This window comes from Klebsiella sp. KPN54798 (genome assembly GCF_021184225.1).
Classification (GTDB): Bacteria; Pseudomonadota; Gammaproteobacteria; order Enterobacterales; family Enterobacteriaceae; genus Klebsiella; species Klebsiella pneumoniae.
The window spans coordinates 2730001-2748329 of record NZ_CP089234.1 but is presented as its reverse complement, the minus strand read 5'-3'; the positions used below and the strand labels follow the sequence as shown (position 1 = coordinate 2748329).

General features: G+C 58.9%; 18 protein-coding genes. 8 read left to right on the top strand and 10 right to left on the bottom strand.

Annotation, left to right across the window (positions count from 1 at the left end; all coding sequences use genetic code 11):
* Positions 1–9: 9 nt before the first annotated feature.
* Positions 10–1047: a molybdenum cofactor-independent xanthine hydroxylase subunit HpxD gene (hpxD, locus tag LPQ25_RS13280; RefSeq protein ID WP_014907614.1), complete on the bottom strand. Its 1038-nt coding sequence runs from the start codon at positions 1045–1047 to the stop codon at positions 10–12.
* Between the two features lie 125 nt (positions 1048–1172).
* On the opposite strand from hpxD, the gene hpxR reads away from it, so the two are divergent.
* A complete protein-coding gene (gene hpxR / locus LPQ25_RS13275) occupies positions 1173–2096 on the top strand; it encodes a LysR family hpxDE operon transcriptional regulator HpxR (RefSeq protein WP_002904781.1) in 924 nt (307 codons plus the stop codon).
* Here hpxR and hpxO read toward each other — a convergent pair.
* On the bottom strand, positions 2077–3231 hold the full coding sequence (hpxO, locus tag LPQ25_RS13270; RefSeq protein WP_002904783.1) for an FAD-dependent urate hydroxylase HpxO: 1155 nt from the start codon (positions 3229–3231) through the stop codon (positions 2077–2079). The two genes, hpxR and hpxO, sit on opposite strands and share 20 nt — an antisense overlap.
* 345 nt (positions 3232–3576) lie before the next feature.
* Here hpxO and LPQ25_RS13265 point away from each other — a divergent pair, with 345 nt between their 5' ends.
* From LPQ25_RS13265 to LPQ25_RS13245, 5 genes are all read left to right on the top strand, one after another.
* Positions 3577–4956, top strand: coding sequence for a nucleobase:cation symporter-2 family protein (locus LPQ25_RS13265; protein ID WP_004184021.1), 1380 nt, complete (start codon positions 3577–3579; stop codon positions 4954–4956).
* A complete protein-coding gene (gene uraD / locus LPQ25_RS13260) occupies positions 4934–5434 on the top strand; it encodes a 2-oxo-4-hydroxy-4-carboxy-5-ureidoimidazoline decarboxylase (protein WP_004184022.1) in 501 nt (166 codons plus the stop codon). Before LPQ25_RS13265 ends, uraD begins: the two co-directional genes overlap by 23 nt.
* Positions 5431–5757 carry a hydroxyisourate hydrolase gene (gene uraH, locus LPQ25_RS13255; RefSeq protein ID WP_004215084.1) on the top strand — a complete coding sequence of 109 codons (327 nt, stop codon included), beginning with the start codon at positions 5431–5433 and terminating at the stop codon, positions 5755–5757. Before uraD ends, uraH begins: the two co-directional genes overlap by 4 nt.
* Positions 5758–5994: 237 nt before the next feature.
* A complete protein-coding gene (gene hipB, locus LPQ25_RS13250; RefSeq protein ID WP_002904790.1) occupies positions 5995–6261 on the top strand; it encodes a type II toxin-antitoxin system antitoxin HipB in 267 nt (88 codons plus the stop codon).
* Positions 6261–7583 (top strand): type II toxin-antitoxin system HipA family toxin, encoded by a 1323-nt coding sequence (locus LPQ25_RS13245; RefSeq protein WP_014907613.1) that lies wholly within the window; start codon positions 6261–6263, stop codon positions 7581–7583. The genes hipB and LPQ25_RS13245 overlap by 1 nt, the downstream gene beginning before the upstream one ends.
* A gap of 16 nt (positions 7584–7599) precedes the next feature.
* On the opposite strand, the gene LPQ25_RS13240 is transcribed toward LPQ25_RS13245, so the two are convergent.
* The 5 genes from LPQ25_RS13240 to LPQ25_RS13220 all read right to left on the bottom strand — a co-directional run bounded on the left by LPQ25_RS13240 (position 7600) and on the right by LPQ25_RS13220 (position 13878).
* Complete coding sequence (locus LPQ25_RS13240; RefSeq protein WP_002904794.1) at positions 7600–8892, bottom strand: glycoside hydrolase family 10-like protein; 1293 nt, start codon at positions 8890–8892, stop codon at positions 7600–7602.
* Positions 8893–9033: 141 nt separating this feature from the next.
* Positions 9034–10038 carry a fimbrial protein gene (locus LPQ25_RS13235; protein WP_014907612.1) on the bottom strand — a complete coding sequence of 335 codons (1005 nt, stop codon included), beginning with the start codon at positions 10036–10038 and terminating at the stop codon, positions 9034–9036.
* Entirely contained in the window at positions 10026–12527 is a 2502-nt protein-coding gene (locus LPQ25_RS13230) for a fimbria/pilus outer membrane usher protein (protein ID WP_014907611.1), read from the bottom strand. Before LPQ25_RS13230 ends, LPQ25_RS13235 begins: the two co-directional genes overlap by 13 nt.
* Positions 12528–12542: 15 nt before the next feature.
* Positions 12543–13238 (bottom strand): fimbrial biogenesis chaperone, encoded by a 696-nt coding sequence (locus LPQ25_RS13225; RefSeq protein ID WP_014907610.1) that lies wholly within the window; start codon positions 13236–13238, stop codon positions 12543–12545.
* Positions 13239–13314: 76 nt separating this feature from the next.
* A complete protein-coding gene (locus LPQ25_RS13220; protein WP_014907609.1) occupies positions 13315–13878 on the bottom strand; it encodes a fimbrial protein in 564 nt (187 codons plus the stop codon).
* A 444-nt stretch (positions 13879–14322) separates the two neighbouring features.
* Here LPQ25_RS13220 and LPQ25_RS13215 point away from each other — a divergent pair, with 444 nt between their 5' ends.
* Positions 14323–14610: a hypothetical protein gene (locus tag LPQ25_RS13215; protein ID WP_004176193.1), complete on the top strand. Its 288-nt coding sequence runs from the start codon at positions 14323–14325 to the stop codon at positions 14608–14610.
* Positions 14611–14835: 225 nt separating this feature from the next.
* Here the strand turns inward: LPQ25_RS13215 and map are convergent, their stop codons facing one another.
* The 3 genes from map to LPQ25_RS13200 form a co-directional block, all read right to left on the bottom strand.
* Positions 14836–15618 (bottom strand): type I methionyl aminopeptidase, encoded by a 783-nt coding sequence (gene map, locus LPQ25_RS13210; protein ID WP_004179825.1) that lies wholly within the window; start codon positions 15616–15618, stop codon positions 14836–14838.
* Positions 15599–15817 carry a ParD-like family protein gene (locus tag LPQ25_RS13205; protein ID WP_002904808.1) on the bottom strand — a complete coding sequence of 73 codons (219 nt, stop codon included), beginning with the start codon at positions 15815–15817 and terminating at the stop codon, positions 15599–15601. The genes map and LPQ25_RS13205 overlap by 20 nt, the downstream gene beginning before the upstream one ends.
* A gap of 289 nt (positions 15818–16106) precedes the next feature.
* Positions 16107–16355 carry a hypothetical protein gene (locus tag LPQ25_RS13200; protein ID WP_002904810.1) on the bottom strand — a complete coding sequence of 83 codons (249 nt, stop codon included), beginning with the start codon at positions 16353–16355 and terminating at the stop codon, positions 16107–16109.
* Positions 16356–16651: 296 nt separating this feature from the next.
* Here LPQ25_RS13200 and LPQ25_RS13195 point away from each other — a divergent pair, with 296 nt between their 5' ends.
* Positions 16652–18307 carry a putative bifunctional diguanylate cyclase/phosphodiesterase gene (locus tag LPQ25_RS13195; protein ID WP_004143447.1) on the top strand — a complete coding sequence of 552 codons (1656 nt, stop codon included), beginning with the start codon at positions 16652–16654 and terminating at the stop codon, positions 18305–18307.
* Positions 18308–18329: the final 22 nt, after the last annotated feature.

The window sequence follows — 18329 nt, the reverse complement described above, 5'->3', positions numbered from 1 at the left end:
GACCTCCACTCATACCAGAAAGAAATCGCCAAAGCCCATCTTCTTCAGCCCGCGCCGGTAGGCGATAGAGCTGCGGTCCGCCGGAATATGCGCCTCCAGGGTCAGATCCAGCGGCAACCGTTCCGGACGCTGGGTCTCGACCATCAGGCGGTCCTCTTCAAATACCCGCAGGTTGAACGCATGTACGTCTTCCACCGGCACGTGCAGATCGAAGTTGCGGGCAATAGGGGCAAACATCCGCGTCACCCGGGACGACACCGGCGAGGCGGCGTTCATGATCACCAGCCTGGCGTCGGCGGGAAAATGGATGGTCAGCGTAGCGGTGAACGGCAGATGCATTTCAAAGTGACGCAGCCACTGGAACCCTTCCGGCGCGCGGAAATCAGAGCTGGCCGGGTAATTGCCCACCGAGCTCCAGTAGTCGGCAACAAAGCCGAACGGCGTCTCCTGCGGGGTGTAGTCCGGCACCTGCTGGTTGTCCGGATCGGCGAAGGTATCGGTGTGGATCCACGCGAAGTGGGCGACATCGAGAAAGCCTTCGACCTGGCGGCCGGCAAATCCCTTTACCTCGAAGGCCGGGCAGTTGATTTGCTGAAAGCCGGCGTCGTCCCAGTGCGGCATGGTCGGTAACGGCGGCGGATTGTCCGGATCGCAGGCCAGGCAGGTCCAGATCAGCCCGTAGCGCTCCTCCACGGCGAAGCTGGTGAGATGCAGTTTGGCCGGAATGGGTTGCCCCGGACTGGAGGGGATACGGTTGCAGCGGCCATCCTCGCCAAAGCGCAGGCCATGATAGGGGCAGACGATGCCTTCTTCTTCATGAAACCCCAGGGTCAGCGGCACCCCGCGGTGCGGGCAGACGTCGCGGGCGACTACCACCTGGCCTTTAATACGATAGATAACCAGCTGTTCGTCCAGCAGGGTGGCTTTCACCGGGGCGCCGGCAATATCGCAGGCGCGGGCCACCGGGTGCCAGCAGCGGGCCAGCCGCAGCCAGTCTTCCGGGTCAAAGGTGCAATGGGCGGGGGGCGTGGGGGTGATTGTCTTCATGATTTCTCTTCCTGCTCACATCGGTGATTGTTTTATTGTTGTGAGATTATTGTTGTCATATTAGGGTGTTCACATCCATCACCATTAATTCACTCTGCTGTTGCAAAAAAGAGTACAGGGGCGCCATGAGTCCATTTTCCCGTTTCGCGCACTATTTCATCGCCGTGGCCCGCTGCGGCAGTCTGCGCCGGGCCGCCGAGCAGCTGCATATCTCCGCCTCGGCAATTAACCGCCAGATCCTGCAGGCCGAGGAGGCCTTCGGTACCCCGCTGTTCGAGCGCCTGCCGGAGGGACTGCGGATGACCACCGCCGGTGAACTGCTGTATGACAATCTGCTGCGCTGGCAGAAGGAATTTCGTCAGACCCGACAGAAATTTGATGAGCTGCAGGGGATGAAGCGCGGGAGCGTTAGCGTTGGCATGGTGCAGGCGCTGGCGGAAGGGGGCTTCGCCGCCGCGCTGGCGGAGATCATCGCCAGCTGGCCGTGGCTGGAGCTGGATCTGCAGGTGGCTGACAGCCACACCGTCAGCCAGAAAGTGCGTCAGGCGGACCTGGACGTCGGCCTGATCCTCGATCCGCAGGGGCAGGCTGGACTCAGCGTGCTGGCCTTTGCCGAACTGGAGGTGGGGATTGTGATGCGTCCGGACCATCCCCTGGCGGGGGCGAAGGCGCTGTCTTTGGGCGAGCTCAGCCTGGAGCGGCATATCGTGCCCGGCGCGCCGCTGATCGTCCATGAGCGGGTGGCGCTCCTCTATCGCCACCATGACTTTGCGCCGGAGAATACCATCAGCTGCAATGATATCCGGCTTATCAAGTCGTTGGTGCTGCGCGGCAGCGGCGTGACACTCCTTAGCCTGCTCGACGTGCTGGACGAGGTCCAGCGTGGACAGCTGGCCTTTGTCCCGCTGCGCAGTACGCTGCTGCGACCGCTGACCCTGGCGCTGTGTACTGCACCCTCGCGTCAGCTTTCGCGGCCCGCGCAAATGGCCATTCAGACGCTGAGTGCGGTGATCGAATCCATGGCGACGGTCAGCCCAGCGGCCCGCTGAGGATGGTGTCGCACATGCCGTTGATAATGCGCTCCCCGGTCTCCTCGCGCAGCTCCTGGTACCAGGCTTCGGTGAGCTGCATATCCTTCCCGTGGGTAATATCGCACCGTTTGCGCGCCTTCAGCACCAGGTCACGAACCCGGTCGCAGCGCTGGGCTTCGTACTCGCGCAGGGCGGCCGCAATATCGCGGGTCTGGCGGAAAACGGCGCCCAGCACCACTGCATCTTCCATCGCCGCGCAGCCTCCCTGGCCAATATCCGGGGTGGTGCTGTGTCCGGCATCGCCGAGCAGCGCGACGCGGCCGCGCACCAGGCGGCTGAAAGGTTCGATATCATGGATTTCAATGCGGTTGGTAGTCTGCGGGTCGAGGGCGGCGATCAGCTTCTGCACCGGCGGCGCCCAGCCGGCAAAGTAGCGGCTGAGGTCAGCGCGCAGGGTGTCACGATCCTCCGCCAGACCCGCCGGAAGCGGCACATCAAAGAAAAAGTAGAACCGGCCGGCGGAGACCGGCATCAGCGAGACGCGCTTGCCTTCGCCGACAAAGGTGGTCCACTGGTCGCCGGGGGCCAGCGCTTCATCTATCTCCACCAGGCCGTTCCAGTTGACGTAGCCGGCGTAGCGGCGCTGCGGGGTAAAGCCCAGCACCCACGGACGCAGTGCGGAATGGCTGCCGTCGGCGGCAATCAGCAGATCGCCGCTGGCGCTGCTGCCGTCGGTAAACCATACCGTCACGCCGTCGGCGTCTTCTTCACAGCGGGTGACGCGTTTGCCGAACTGCACGCTGTCCCGTCCCCAGTAATCCAGCATTTCCCGCTGCAGTTCTGCCCGGGAGACCGGGCAGGGACGGCTGCCGGTGCGTTCGATCAGCGGGGCGAGACTGAACTGGGTCATGTTCTCGCCGCTGCGGAAATCACGATACGCCATCCGGCGCAGCGGCCCGCCGAAGGTCTCCATGATGTCGCCCATGCCGAGGTGGGCCATGCACTTCACGCCGTTGGGCCACACGGAAATCGCTGCGCCGACCGGTTTGATCTCTTTCACCGCTTCATAGACGTCGCAGTCGATCCCCGACTGTTTGAGCGCCACTGCCGCGCTTAAACCGCCGATGCCGGCGCCAATCACGATTGCTTTCATTTTTTTCTCCTTCTCCCGATGTTGTGACTGACTACAGCAATTTGCGTACCAGTTCGCCGGAGGGAGGAAAACCGCCTGCCTGAGGCACAGCGATGGCTCATGACGCACCGCATCGGTGCAATGTGAGGTATTGGTTGCCTTTTTATGAATCAAAAGTTTCTGTATGTTGCATTAAGAATCTATCGTTTCAGACGCATGGTTCAGCAGCGGAGAGGGGTGATGCATCACGAGCGTAATATAAGTTGATGATTTTTAAGTGATAATAAATTTATTGGTGCCCTTTTGTCGTCTCTGGCCTGCTTTGTGCACTAGCCCATGCACTTCTCTTTGCTACGGGATATCACTATGTCTGACGAACATCACAGTGGCCTGCTTTACGGCCTTGAACAGCGGATCCCACCGCTTCCGGCCTTTTTCAGCGCTCTCCAGCATGTGCTGGCGGGCCTGGTGGGGATCATCACGCCGCCGCTGATCATCGGCGCTACCCTCGGGCTTGGCGACTGGCTGCCGTATCTCATCAGTATGTCGCTGCTGGCCTCGGGCATTGGCACTTTTCTGCAGTCCAATCGGGTATGGGGCATCGGCGCCGGGATGATCTGCATGCAGGGCACCAGTTTTGCCTTCCTCGGCGTGACGGTGGCCGGAGGGATGTGGGTAAAAGCGCAGGGCGGCGGGCCGCAGGATATGATGGCGATGCTGTTTGGCGTTAACTTTGTCGCCGCTCTGGTGCCGGTGATTGTCAGCCGCTTTATCGAACCGCTGAAGAAAATCTTTACTCCCATCATTACCGGCAGCGTGATTGCGCTGATCGGCATCAGCCTGATCAAGGTCAGCGTCATCAACTGGTGCGGTGGGGAAAAGGCAGAGGATTTCGCCAGCATGAGCAACATCGCGCTCGGGGCGGGCACCCTCGGGGTTATCGTCCTGCTGAGCTGCGCCAAAAACCGCTGGCTGCGGCTCTCCTCGGTGGTGGTGGGCATTGCCGTGGGCTGCATCGCAGCGGGGCTGAGCGGTCAGTTCCATCTCCACAGCCTGGGCGACACTCTGTTTCGCCTGCCGACGCTGTTTCCGTTCGGCTTTCAGTTTAACAGCGCGATATTTCTGCCGGTCGCCCTGGTGTCGCTGGTCTGTATTCTGGAGGCGGTGGGCGATCTGACGGCCAACTCGCTGATTTCACAACAGTCTGTTGACGATCGCGCTTTCCGTAACCGGCTGAAGGGCGGTATCCTGGCGGATGGCGTCAGCTGTATGGTGGCGGCCATGCTCTGTGCTTTTCCGAACACCACCTTCGCGCAGAACAACGGCGTGATCCAGATGACCGGGGTGGCCAGCCGCTATGTCGGACGCTACATTGGCGTGATTCTGATCCTGCTCGGGCTGTTCCCCCCGGTGGGCGAACTGCTGCGGCAGATCCCGGCGCCGGTGCTGGGGGGCGCCACGATGGTGATGTTTGGCTGCGTGGTGGCGGCCGGGATCCGGATTATTACCCAGACCCCGCTGAGCCGTCGCGATGTGCTGATCGTGGGGCTGGCGTTTGGCGCGGGTCTTGGCGTGGAGTCGGTGCCGGCGTTTCTCAGCCATTTTCCGCCGATGGTCGGCGATCTGTTCGGTTCGGCGGCCACCAGCGGTGGGCTGGTAGCGATAGCGCTGAACCTTATTCTGCCGCAGGAGCAGGCGGCGACGAAATCGTTAAGGAGTCAGGATGATCGCGCTGAGTCAGTTTAACAGCCTGAGCAAAGATGAGGCGGCGGGGCTGCTGGCCCCTTGCGTGGCGATCCCGGCCTGGGGCGAGACGCTGGTGAGCTTGCGACCTTTCGCCAGCCGCCATGCGCTGCTGCAGGCCGCCCGTAAGGCGATGGCTAACTGGGGAGAGGATGAGCTGAACGCGGCGCTCAGCGCCCATCCGCGGATCGGTGAAAAGCCGACCGGCGGCCAGGCGCATGCGGCGCTGTCGCGCCAGGAGCAGTCGGCGGTGGACAGCGAGAATGAGCGGCTCGCGCAGGCCCTGCGGGAGGGGAATGCCCGCTACGAAGCCCGCTTTGGCCGGGTGTTTTTAATCCGCGCCAAAGGGCGCAGCGGCGATGAGATGTTGCAGGCGCTGACGCGCCGGCTGCAGCATACCGCCGACGAAGAAGTGGCCGAGGCGCTTGCCCAGCTGCGAGAGATTACGATGTTAAGACTGGAAGGAGTGATTGGCGAATGAGCACCCTGAGCACCCATATTCTGGATATTTCCACCGGTACGCCGGCAGAAGGCGTAACGGTCAGCCTGAGCCGGGAGGGCGAGACGCTGGCGAACCTGGTGACCAACGCCCAGGGGCGTATCGCCACCTTTAGCGCCGCGCCGCTGCCGGCGGGGCACTATTGCTTAACAGCGGAAACCGGGGCGTGGTTTGCCCGCGCCGGGCGCGAGAGCGTCTTTACCCGGGCGCAGATTGATTTTGTTATCGGCGAGGCGGCAGAGGACCATTTCCATCTGCCGTTTCTCATCGCCCCGGGCGGGTGGTCGACCTACCGCGGCAGCTAAGCGCGACTGCCCGCTGCCGGGCGGCGCTGCGCTTGCCCGGCCTGGATCGTAACGGAGCGGGTAGAGACAGCCCGTAGGCCCGGTAAGGCGCAGCCGCCACCGGGCATGTACAGGTGGCTCCGGCGATCATCCTTCCTGTTTTATCCCCACTAGGGGATATCCTTGACATTATCCCCTGCAGGGTATAAAACCAAGTTTATCCCGACAGGGGGATAAATGATGGTGAGGAACAAGGCGATGAATTCCCCGCAGATATACAGTCCCGTGCAGCTGGCCAATTACCTGAAGCTGCTGCGCCAGCAGAACCACTGGACCCAGGATGCGCTGGCCAGGCGGATCGGCATTAAGCAGGCCACGCTGTCCAATTTTGAAAATCACCCCGACAAAACCACCTTAACCACGCTGTTTAAGATCCTCCAGTCGCTGGGGGTGGTGATGACGCTGAACGCCAAAGCTGCTGAGACGGCGCCGGCTCCCGATAACAACACGGACCTTGACTGGTAATGGCGACGCTTACCACCTGGATGAACAATGTGCGCGTGGGAACCTTAACCCGCCAGGCTAACGGGGCGCACAGTTTTCGCTATGAGGAAGAGTGGCTGCGCAGCCCGCGCGCCAGACCGCTCTCTCTCTCACTGCCGCTGCAGTATGGCAATATCACGGCCGACGCGGTGTATCACTATTTTGATAACCTGCTGCCCGACAGCCCGCAGGTCCGCGACCGGATCGTCAGGCGCTATCAAGCGCGCTCGAAGCAGCCGTTCGATCTGCTGGCCGAAGTCGGGCGGGATAGCGTAGGGGCGGTTACCCTCCTGCCGCCGGGGGAAGAGGCGCACCTGGAAGGATTACGCTGGCAGACGCTGGACGAGGCGCAGCTCACCGCTTTGCTGACCGCTTACCAGTCGGATATCCCCCTCGGGATGATTACCGGCCAGGACGATTTCCGTATCTCGGTGGCCGGCGCCCAGGAGAAAACGGCGCTGCTGCGGATGGGCGAGCAGTGGTGTATTCCGCAGGGCGCCACGCCGACCACGCATATCATTAAGCTGCCCATCGGCGAGATCAAGCAGCCCAATGCGACGCTGGATCTGCGTGAAAGCGTGGATAATGAGTTTCTGTGCCTGGCGCTGGCCAGAGAACTGGGCCTGGCGGTGCCGGAAGCGGAGATCATCACCACCCCGCGGATCCGCGCCCTGGCGGTAACCCGCTTCGACCGGCGCTGGGCGCAGGAGGGACGGGTGCTGCTGCGTCTGCCGCAGGAGGATCTGTGTCAGGCTTTTGGTCTTCCTTCAGCGATGAAATATGAGTCTGACGGCGGGCCGGGTATCGCCGCGATCATGACCTTTCTGCTGGGCTCGAGTGAAGCGCTGAAAGATCGCTATGACTTTATGAAGTTCATGGTCTTCCAGTGGCTGACGGGGGCGACGGACGGTCACGCAAAAAACTTCTCAATTTACCTGTTGCCCGGCGGCAGCTACCGCTTAACACCGTTCTACGACATTATTTCGGCGTTTCCGGTGCTGGGCGGCACGGGACTGCATCTGCGCGATCTGAAGCTGTCGATGGGGCTCAATGCCACAAAAGGGCGTAAAACAGAGATTAACGCCATCTATCCGCGTCATTTTCTGGCGACGGCCAAAGCGGTGAACTTTCCCCGGGAGCAGATGCTGGCGATCCTCCAGGAGTTTGCCGGGCATGTGCCGCAGGCAATCGAAAGCGCTCGCCGGACGCTGCCGGCGGACTTTTCCAGCCACGTCTGGCAGGCCATTACAGAGAACATGCTGAAGCTGCACGCCCGCCTGCAGCAAGGGCTGCAGGCGCTATAGCAGAGCCGGCTGGCGGCTAGCTCTGCGGCTGCCCCCAGCGGCTGCGCAAATAGTTAACCGCCTGCCGGGTTTGCGGCTGATTGAGGTTGTTTTCGCGGAACAGGATGGTGCCCTGGATCTGCGGCAGAGTCTCATTGAGATCGAGCTGCTTTTTCAGCTCCGGCACGCCGCCGTCCACCGTCCAGTCAGGCTCATTTTTGGACGGTTCACCCACCTTGTACAGCGCCACGCCGATATACAGCCGGGTATGCGTCGGTTTAACCACCTCGGCCCACCAGTTGGCCAGCACATCATAGCGCGCGGCATCGCGGGCAAACGGCCAGTAGATCTGCGGCGCGATGTAGTCGAGCAGTCCCTGCTGCACCCAGCTGCGGGTATCGGCATAGGACTCATCATAGGCGGCCGCGCCACGGGTATCCGACCCCGCCGGATCGTGGGAGCGGTTGCGCCACACCCCCGCCGGGCTCACGCCAAACTCGACGTTCGGATTGAGCTTTTTGATAGTAGTGGAAACCTGGGCTATGAGCTGCTGGGTGTTATGCCGCCGCCAGTCGCCCTTCGAGGCATAGCCCTGCCCGTAACGGCGGAAAGTCTCGTTGTCGTTAAGCGGGGAAGAGGCGGTTTCGGTATAGAAATAGTCGTCGAACTGCACGCCGTCAATCGGGTAGTTCTGCACCACTTCAGCGACGATGCTGGTGATCCAGTCCCGTGCTTCGGGAATGCCCGGGTCGAGAACAAAGCGATCGCTGGCGGTGCGGATCCAGTTACGGTGCAGGACGAACACGCTGGCCGGTACCTGAGTAAGGGTGTTGTTCAGCTCGGCAATCGTCGACGGTTTGGTGTTGACCGAGACGCGGTAGGGGTTAAACCACGCGTGAACCTTCATGCCGCGCTTGTGCGCTTCATCCAGCATAAACTGCAGCGGATCGTAGCCAGGGTATTCGCCGATTTTGCCGGTCAGCATATCGGACCACGGCAGAATATCCGACCGCCAGAGCGCCGTACCGTCCGGTTTCACCTGGAAAAAGACGGTGTTGATCCCCAGGCGCTGCAGGTTATCGAGTTTAGCGATCAGCGCCAGCTTCTGCTGCGTGATGCGGCTCTCCGGCGTGCTGGCGATAATCGACCCGACCGGCGGCCAGTCAAGGCGCGAAACGGTGGTGAGCCACACGCCGCGCACCGGCTCCCGGTGCGCCTGCCCGGCTTTGACGGCGGCAGCGTTCGGCGGCGTGACAAGGGATTTAGGGGCTTTACTGGTGCAGCTGAACAGCATGCCAGCGGCGATGAGCGCCGCGCCTGCCAGCGCCACTTTGCTGGCTAAGGGGAATCGACGAGAATGGCTGACGATGAACTCCCGTGTACTCAGATCGTCGCGTGTAGGCGCTATTCTCTTACGATTCGCCGGTCAGAGCAATTCCTTCATCCGCTTCATCCGTCGGTTCGCCATCGCCTAGTCATAATGCAAGGTATAGGTCGCGACGGCCGACACCTGACCGGCGGTGATCCGGGAACGTGTCTGGTAGTAGCGGGCAGTGAGCGGCAGGGTAAACCGGCCCGCGCTCGCGCTGCCCAGCGTCATCTCATGATTCAGTACGACCGGCTGACGATGGTAAAGCAACTGCACGCCAATACCCTGCGCCCGATCGTCGGTGGCGTCATTGCGCAGAACGCCATGCCCCCGGGCGGAGAGGGGCTCCGCGCCGTCAACTCGCAGGGAAACCGTGACCGCGCTGTTGCAATCCAGCTGCAGCGCGAAAGGGGTGTCGCCGGTGGTTTTGCCGACGCCACCGAAGTGGTCAAGCATCGCCGCAGGGAGCTTGATCAGGGCTGGCGTGGCGTCATTCACTGAACATCCCGCGGTGCTGATCCTGCCGGTTAAGTCTAACGCGGCCAGCGGGGTATGCTCCGCTATTAAAAAGCGCTCGCTGTGATACTCAAGCTCGCCCGGCGTCGCCGCGGGACCGGTTTTAATGAGCTCAATCGTCAGGCGGAAATAGCCCAGTTTCCACACCGCATCGGGCAAGGCGGCGGGATTGTCCACCCGTTGGCTAAACGGCGAGGGCGTCGGCCGGTCAGGAAAGCCGCCATAGCTGCCGATAGCGCGCAGCGATACGCGAACGCCAATGCCGGCGAGATTAGTTTGATAAACCGTCGGTCGCGTCACTCCCCCGGACAGCAGACTGTCCAGCAGCAGCGGCGACAGCCCGTGCGGGTCGTCCGCGCAGCGGATCCACTGTTCGCCGCCGTCGCTAAGGCGGTTCCAGGCGAAACTTTTATGATACAGCGGGGTGCCGGGTCTGGCGTCAGCCGGAACCGTGAGCTGCCCCACGTTCAGCCGAAGGGTGGAGGCCTGGCCGCGGACAAACACTGGCGTACAGGCCCATCCGCTGGCGGCCGGTAACAGAGTGAATAACAGCGTCAGGGCGACCCGACGCAGGAGAGTTAAAAAGGACATGATAACGTCTGCTGTAAGATGAGTGGATGGGGGGTCTGCGCCAGCGTCGGGGTGAGATCGTAGCGGGCGCTACAGCGCTGCTGAGGGCCTGGCCCCCATTGCGCATACAGGGTGCCTTTTGGCGCCAGGCCGGCCAGGTACACCTGACCCTCGCTGGCAACGATGCTGTTGGTGTCCTTAGCGCGTACTTCGCTGCCAAAGGGCAGCGGTTGTCCCCGCGACTGCAGCGTAAACAGCGCCTTATAGCCAACGTGGGTGTGAAAGCGCGCCAGAACCACCGCGTCTTTGGTAGGGACCAGCGTCACGGTGCTGTTGGCCAGATCCACATTCTCCGGCAGCGAATGGCTGTCGAGAGAGACGTCGTTGCGGTGATAGGCGGTGGCGAAGGGCAGCACGGCGTACCCGTCACCATTGGTGGCGATGGTTTTCTGGTTGGCGAGGGTCACACCGCCGGCGCCACCGGCGTCAATCAGGACGACAGCGCCATTCATTTCCGGCGTAAAGACTACCCCGTGGCGGTGAATCAGAATGCCCCCGCTGGCGCCGTAGTTCAGACGAGCGGCCTGCGAATCGTGGCTGTAGCCGAGATTCAGATCGCCCCTTCCACTGCTGTACCCGGCCGTCAGGCTGCCGCTGGACCCGTTTTGCCGATCGCGGGTTTGGCTGACGGCGTAGCTAAGCGCGTGATTGTCCAGCAATGTGCCGTTGAGGCTGACCATCTGACTGCCAACGCTGTGGCGGGAGGAGGTCAGGGTATAGCCGGCATAGCTCCCCGGCAGCAGGTGGCTCAACGGCACGGAAAGTGACAACGTCACCACTTTGTCGGAATGCGGCTCGTCATCCTCCTCGTCACCGTGGCTGCTGCGGGAGTCGCTGTAGCTGAGCGACCACGCGATACCGTGAACCTGGCTGCTGATCCCCATATTGGCGGTACGCTGTGTGGCGCCCCCTGACCAGTAGCTGTCCTGGTCGAGGCTCAGATAGAGGGTGATATCGTACGGCAGGCTCTGGCTGGCGGTGATTTGCAGGGTTGCTTTTTTGTTGTCGCTATCCTGCAGGTCGTCGTCGCTACCCGGGCTGGAAAACGCCTCGCTCAGCGTGGCATAGCGCTGATGCGAATAACGCCAGCCGGTGAAAGTGAACTGCGTGCCAAGACGATCAAAACCTTTGCTGTACTGGAGCTGCCAGGCCCGGCCATCGATCGGATCCTGCTGGTGCCGGTCGCGGGCGTTTAACAGCTGCAGCGAGAGCGCCCCGGCTTCTCCCAACCCCTGTCCTGCGCCGAGCGAGAGGTTATGGTATTGCGCCGCGCTCTGCAGTCCGCCAAACAGCGTCAGATTGTGGGCGAACCCGCGCATCAGCGACAGCTGCATCATCAACGGCCGCTGGCTGGTATCGTCGCTATGGTAGCGCCCGGCGACCAGGTTGTATTTCAGGCTGCCTTCGCGCTGCATGCTGGTCACCGAAGCATACGGCTGGGTGAAGCGGCGGATTTCGCCATCCGACTCTTTGACGGCAACCTCAAGATTGCCGCTGCTGGCGGTGGGATAAAGATCGTCAATCACGAACGCGCCGGGGGTGACGTAGGTTTGATACAGCACGTAGCCATTTTGCCGAACCGTGACCTGGGCGTTGGTTCTGGCAATCCCGCGGATGGTCGGGGCAAAACCTTTCTGCGAGTCCGGGAGCATCGCATCGCTGGAGGCGAGGGATATTCCCTGAAACTGTACCGCGTCAAACACATCGCCCGACGTGAAGGTATCCCCGAGGGTCAGTTCACTCTGCCAGCGCGTCAGGTCGCGCTCAAGCCAGGCGCCGCTGGTCGTCCACTGGGGCTTATCATCGCTGTTGGCGGTCAGGCTATTGCTGGCGCGCAGGCGCCAGGCGCCGACGTTCACGCCGCTTTTCAACATCAGATAGTTATCGCGCTCGGTGCTGCCCTCGCGGGTACGCTGGCTGGCGCCTGAATAACGATAGTTACTCTGAAAGGCGCTAATACCTTCGTCCCACAGCGCAGAGGGAACATTATCCCTCGCCCGGTGCGTCATCAGCGCCTGAGGAATGGTCATTACCAGCCGCTGATGAGCAAAATCGAAATTGACCGTGCTGCCCGGCAGCAGCGCGTTGAGTTCGGGACATGAGCGGGACGTTGCGCCGGGCGCCTGGGACAGCACGGCCGGGTTAACTCCGGCCTGCAGCAGATCTTCCGGCTTAAGGCAGGGCGTGAGCTGTCCGCGATCGTTCTGGCGAAACGTGACGGTCTTACGGGCGTCCAGCGTGACGCCGTTGACCTGCCAGCTCACCGGATAGTCGCCTGGCGGCTGGCCCGCCTGCTGATTGAAGCGTTGCAGATCCACTGCCGGCAAATGGTCGTTTTTCTCCAGCAGATCCATATTAAAGGTCGCCTGGGCGTGCAAGAGCGCGCTCTGTCCGCCCAGCAGGATGGAGAGGCTGACGATGGTAACGGTATGAGCCGGGCCGTGGCGCATCGCGACATCAGACGCTTAGTGCGCCGAAACGGGGGCGCTAAACGTCTGCACAGCGCCAAAGTCATCCAGAATGCGCCAGCTCACCTCGCGGTCGCAGGCCTCGCCGGGGAGGGAATACTCTTCACGGCTGTGAGGAGCAATCACGCTGCGCTCAAGCGGCGTTTTCTGGTTCTGGCCCGCGCAGGTGAGCGTGGTGATAGTCACATAATAGGGGGAGGCATTCTCCGCCTGCAGGTGGTTGTCGCTGACCCGCCAGCGCAGGTGCTGCGCCGCGTCGAGCGCCGAGCCAGGGAGCCCTGCCGGGCGATAAATGAGCTTCAGTTGATTCTTAATAGCAAATTGCAGAATGTTCTCGCCAGCCGGCGCGGTATTGGCAGGGATCACTTTGATATTCAGGGTGAACAAACTTTCCCGATCGTTTGGCAGTTGCGCCGAGGTTAATAACACGCGCAGATCGTTGCTGTCTCCGGCATCCAGACGGAACAATGGTGGGGTGACGATAAACGGTGATTTATTATTATCAGCCAGATCGTCTACCCAGCTCTGAATAAGCACCGGATCGTGAGGATTGGTGTTTTTTACCGTGATGTCTGCCTCATGGCTTTGTTCATTATAAATGACACGTGTGCCGGCAATGGCAACCCCGGCGGCAGACGCCAGGAACGGGCAAAAGAGAAGGCTCAGGATAAAAGCCGCTTTATAACACTGCATAATTGAGGATCCGGTCACGAGGAAGAGAATAAGGGCAGGGGGACGCTGCCCTTGGAAAAGTGGCAATCAGGACATTCTATTCGTACACAATATCAATATTGGCCGTGGCATTAATATTGCCGGCAGTGACATCCTGTGAGGAATCGCTCTTCAGATCGGCAATAAAGTTAAATGCAATATCACCGTTTTCGTCGGCTTGCGAAACCGCCGTTTTGCTGTGCTTGTCAAAGGTCAGCTGAGTGCCTTCCGTTGAGCCGTCAGGGGAAGAGAAGACTTCAATGCCCACCCCTTTGGCGGTATCCGCGGCGTCGGAGAGCGCCAGCACGGCGGCGCTGGTGCCGTTAGCGTTGGTGTCCGGAGTACCTTCCAGGCTGATACTGATGTTCTGCGCCAGTGGGCAACCGGTGAGGTTGATAGTGAACGGCGTTTCTGCGGTTTTCGCTTCATGGGATTTCAGCGCCGACATATCGACGTTGCCAAAATCGACATTAACATCGCCACCGTTATTGGCGATCTGGCAGGACTCGTTAATAATTTTACCGGTGAAATTCAGTGTACCCGCCGCGCGGGCGGTGGTCACAGTAGCCAGACTTAAGGCCAGCAGTGAACCAACAACCAGCAGGGTGCCTTTTTCTTTCATACTCAAACCTTATTAAATAATCACAAGTTAACAAAAGCATTTAACATTTTTAAAGCATGTTTTTTATTTCTGTTCACAAAAAACGGTAAGCATCGCTAATGTATATTACCGTCGGGGGCGGGATTATACGGAGAACATCGTAAAGGCCCATTGATAAGATGTGTTAAGCTGTAACATTATTTATTTTTTGGTGTAAGTATAATCTCATTAAATATTAAAAAGAGTCCCATACGTATAATGCATTATTTCCGGGAGATAACTGTTCTGAGCAAATTTTACGAAAAAGTTGCTGTTATTCCCGGCAGTTGACCGGGTGGCCCGGAATAATCATTTACGCTGCCGCTATTTTGCAGTAGCGTGGAGTGACGGCAGGAAGCCGCAGGTTGTAGGGCACAGAAACGATGCTGTGCCGCGCAGTGTCACCCGTTATCAAGGAAGATTGCTATGTCTCCATTCCGTCTCGCTCTGCTATGTCTGTGCCTGGCGCCGCTGGCGTCGTCTGCTGCGCTTTCCGGCCAGGTTCATTTTTCAGGACGGGTCATCAATCCGGCCTGTGTTATCGCCCCCCGGCACGATCGTATCGATGTCTCGTGCCAGCACCATTCACCGGAACAGGTCGCCTTGACAAACAACCGTCCTCGCTACGCCATGCCGGACAATCGTGGTGAGGTCAGTATTCACTGGCGAAATGCGCAGCATAGTGAAGCGGATGTCATTATTCGCTATCGCTAAGGCGGGATAAAGGCAATGAAGAGTAAGCTGATGCAAGGAGGTAAAGGATAAACCGTTGTGCGGTTTATGCGCGCATCAGCCATAACCAGCGGGCAGGCGCGCGCAGAAAATCATTCATGAAAACAATTATTGCCGCCGCCCGGCGGCAGAATCAGGTGTCGTCTGGCGCCCAAGCGAGCTCCGGGATCGGAAAGCGGCCCACCGTCATAGAGAAAGGGAAGCAACTCAGCGGATCCGCGACTGTTCATCGTCGCGTAACGTCAGCACCTCAAAACCGTTGGCGGTGACGGCCACGGTGTGCTCCCATTGCGCGGAGAGTTTTTTATCGCGGGTAACCACCGTCCAGCCATCTTTTTTGGTTTTGATACGGCTGTCGCCCTGGTTGACCATCGGCTCAATGGTGAACACCATGCCTTCCTGCAGCACGGCGCCTTCTCCGGGGCGGCCATAATGCAGCACCTGCGGTTCCTCATGCATTTCCTGACCGACGCCGTGACCGCAATATTCTCTGACCACGCTATAGCCATGTTCCTCCACCCAGCGCTGAATAGCGTGGCCAATATCGCCCAGCGTCGCGCCAGGCTTCACCACCTCAATGCCTTTCCACATCGCTTCATAGGTAGTCTTTACCAGCCGGCGGGCCAGCGGGGAGACATCGCCTATCAGGTACATCTTACTGGAGTCGGCAATCATGCCCGCTTTCTCGAGGGTGATATCGACGTTAACAATCATCCCGGAGCGCAGATGTTCGGTCGCTTTGGGGATCCCGTGGCACACCACATCGTTAATGGAAGTGTTCAACACATAGGGAAAATCGTATTGCCCCTTGCTGGCCGGGCGGGCGTGCAGCTGGTTGACGATAAAATCTTCCACTCGATCGTTAATCGCCATCGTCGTTACGCCGGGAACGATAAAAGTATCCAGCATATCAAACACTGACGCCAGCAGCTGGCCGGCATGGCGCTGCCGGGCGAGTTCGTCGGCGGTTTTAATGATTATTGATGGCATTGATCACCTCCAGCAGACGGTCAGAGCCGGATTTCAGCATCAGCAGTTTGATCTGCTGGTGGTTAAGCTCAGGGTAGAGTTCGCTCATCATGCCCAGACGGATCCAGTATTCCGCCTGGGCATTGACGGAGCGGGACATGGCTTTGCTGGCATCACGAATATCATCGTGCAGCAGATCGGAGATTTTGACGATTCCCATAGATATATACCGTAATGATTCGTATATACATCGTATACAATCCAGCGCGGGATGTCCTTGGCATTTTGTGGCGTGGATGGCGAGCACCATGCAAAAAAGCCCGACCAGCGGGCTTATATTCAGCATTTTTTCGGGTTAAAAATTCGCGCTGTGCACCATGGCGAAAATTACCCATTAGATTATCGGTATGCAGAAAGAAAATAACATGATGGCGACGCATCAATATATTTTATGCAGGTGTTAATTTTGCGTATTAATATTCTCCCGTCAGGCCGGGAATCCGAAGGATTTACAGCGCGTCAGTGAGTTTATCCACCACCACTTTACCCGCATTATCGAACTGCGTAATGCGGAAACTGTCGCTCCAGGAGCGGCGGGTGGTGAAGCGGTCAAACAGGGATACCCGGCCTTTGCGCTGGCCATCTTTACTTAAAATAACCCATTCGGTCACCGAAGAATAATGCTGGCTATTGTCATGTCGACTCTGTTGTTCAACAAGCTGGTCTTCTTTTTCCACTTTTAAATAATCACGCAACATATTTAACCTCCATAGAAAGTATTATTAACATTACTCCTTTTATTTATTCTTTCAATCAAACTTTTTAATCAATAAAAGTAACTATTAGTGGGCGACCTAAGTGCAAAAATCGCGGGGAATATCACTCCTTCGGACGGCCTGGTCCACTACGCTTAACGAGAGCGTCCGCCGCGCCTTCTGCGGTGTCCGGGTCAGAAAGAGGCCAACAAAAGGCCATATCCTTGTATTCTTAATAGGCGTAATTCTGCTATATCTAATGCGTTTTGCCACGACCGAGCCACAGAGAGCGCTGTACCATGAGTAACGATCACCTGACGGATATTGCCTATCGCCACTTTATTGAAAGCGTTAAAGATTATGCCATCTATATGCTGAGCGCCGACGGCACGGTCATTAGCTGGAATGAGGGCGCCCGCCGGGCAAAAGGGTACCTGAGCGACGAGATCATCGGTCGCTACTTCGGTCTCTTCTATAGCGAAGCTGAGCAACTCTCCGGTGTACCCGCAAAAAACCTGGAAATCGCCCTGCGTAGCGGGCAGTTTGAAGGGGAAGGCTGGCGGTATCGCAAAGACGGGTCCCGATTCTGGGCGCATGTCATGATCGATACCATCCGCGATGAGCAGAACACCCTGCTGGGTTTTGCCAAAATTACCCGCGACATTAGTGAACAGAAGGCGATTAACGACCGCATCGCCTGGATGGCGCGCTACGATGCGTTAACCGGTTTACCCAATCGGGTGGAGTTTTTTGAACGGGTGGAGAAGCTGATCACTGGAAATGATGCCCGCCGCTTTGCCATTTTCACGATCGATTTAGACAAATTTAAAGAGATTAACGATCTACAGGGCCATCTGATTGGTGACCAGCTGCTGCAGCGCGTGGCGGGCGCTGTTCTCAAAACGCTGCAGAAGGAGGAGATGGTCGCCCGCTTCGGCGGCGATGAGTTTGTGGCTGTTAAACCTTTTTCCGATGAGGGGGAAGTGGATGCCTTTGCTGCGCGCCTGTGGCACTGCTTCAGCGGTAAGCAGACGTTTGCCGCGACGGAAGTGGTTCTCTCCGCCAGCATTGGCATCTCAGTCTACCCGGAGGACGGCACGGATATTAATACGATACTGAGCAATTCCGATCTGGCTATGTATCGGGCAAAAAGCAGCCTCGACCATAAGATTTGCTGGTATGAACGTGAAATGGATGACAAGACGCGGCAGCGCAATATGATGGCCGCCGATATCCGGCGCGGTATTCACGCCGGGGAGTTTTCGCTCCACTATCAGGCTATCCGCAACATCAAAGATCGTAGCATCACCGGTTACGAGGCGCTGCTGCGCTGGCAGCATCCGCAGCTGGGGACGATCCCGCCGGACGTGTTTATTCCCATCGCCGAAGAGAGCGGCGCCATCGTGCCCTTAGGTTACTGGGTGCTCGAGCAGGTGTGTAACGAATCGCTGGAAAATGGTTTGAACAGAAAAGTTTCGGTCAATATCTCTCCGGTGCAGTTGCGTCATCGTAGCTTTATCGAAAAAGTCCGCGAGATCCTGATGCGTACCGCCTACCCGGTCAGTCTGCTGGAGTTTGAGGTCACCGAAACGGCGTTTGTGATCAATAAACAGCTGGCGTTCAGCGTTTTGCATCATCTGCAAAAAATGGGGATCAGTATTGCGCTGGATGACTTTGGCACCGGTTACTCCTCCCTGAGCATGCTGCGCGATTTTCATTTCGACGTCATCAAACTCGACCGCAGCTTTATGACAGATGTGGAGAGCAACCCTCAGGTACGCTCATTCGTGCGAGCCATTATTTCGCTGGGCAATTCGATCAATACGCCGCTTATCGCCGAGGGGGTGGAAACGGCTGGACAACTGCAGATCCTCGAAGAGGAGGGATGTGACGAGATGCAGGGATTTCTGTTCGGCGAGCCGGTCGATATCAAACACCTGCCCGACCGGCGCTGATGCGCCCACCCTCCGCTGGTGG